We start from the raw sequence: 787 nt of genomic DNA, 5'->3' as shown, positions 1-787 counted from the left end.
CGCCGTGCGGTCCCCACCTCCCCACCGGGCCGCTGAAATGCGGTGCTCCGTGGGGGCGGTGTTCACCGGGCGCGTGGCGACGCGTCGATCCGACGTGCGCCTTGACGATCCATGATGCGCGGCTTGCGGCGGCTGACCTCAACACCCTGCGGCGATCAGCCGCCGCGACGCAGCCGTTCTTCGATCGCGAAGCACTCGTCCGGCTTGGGCTGCGGCGGATTGAAGCTGACCGGTACCTGGATCGTGGTCGAGACCGTCTGCCCGGCACGGGTGCCGGCCTTGAACTGCCAGGCCTGGACCGCCTTCTGCGCCTGCTCGTCGAGCTGGGCGTTGCCGCTGCCACTGGCGAGCTGGACCTGGCTGGGCTGGCCGTCGGCGGCGATGGTGACCTTGAAGGTACTGGTGCCGCCGATCCCCTGGCACGCCAGTTCGATGGGGTACTCCGGCGGTGGCGTCTTGACCGCGGCGACCTCGGTGGGCGCAGCGACCGGGGCGACCGGTTGTTCGGGCGTCTTGTTGCAGCCGGCCAGGGCCGCCACGGCAAGGCTGGACAGCACGATGTACTGCAGTTTCATGGGCTTACTCCGTCAGGGCCGAGGCTTTCGCCGCGCAGATGAAGTCGTTTTCGCTCAGGCCACCCACATCATGGGTGGAGAATCGCACCACGGCGCGGTCGTAATGCACGCCCAGGTCCGGGTGGTGGTCTTCGCGATGGGCAACCCAGGCCAGGGCGTTCACGAAGGCCATGGTGCCGTGGTAGTTGTCGAAGCGGAAGGTGCGGGTCAGC

Annotated in this window: 2 protein-coding genes; both read right to left on the bottom strand. The window is 68.5% G+C overall.

Features of this window, described 5'->3' with window-relative positions; all coding sequences use genetic code 11:
• Positions 1-155 precede the first annotated feature (155 nt).
• A complete protein-coding gene (locus tag AAE045_RS23395) occupies positions 156-575 on the bottom strand; it encodes an energy transducer TonB (protein ID WP_341987888.1) in 420 nt (139 codons plus the stop codon).
• A gap of 4 nt (positions 576-579) precedes the next feature.
• Positions 580-787 (bottom strand): 4a-hydroxytetrahydrobiopterin dehydratase (locus AAE045_RS23390; RefSeq protein WP_455549707.1); only part of this gene is annotated, 208 nt, incomplete at its 5' end.

Origin of the sequence: Dryocola clanedunensis, from assembly GCF_038405435.1 — a bacterium.
Classification (GTDB): domain Bacteria; phylum Pseudomonadota; class Gammaproteobacteria; order Enterobacterales; family Enterobacteriaceae; genus Dryocola; species Dryocola clanedunensis_A.
This window is presented reverse-complemented; position numbering and strand designations above follow the sequence as displayed.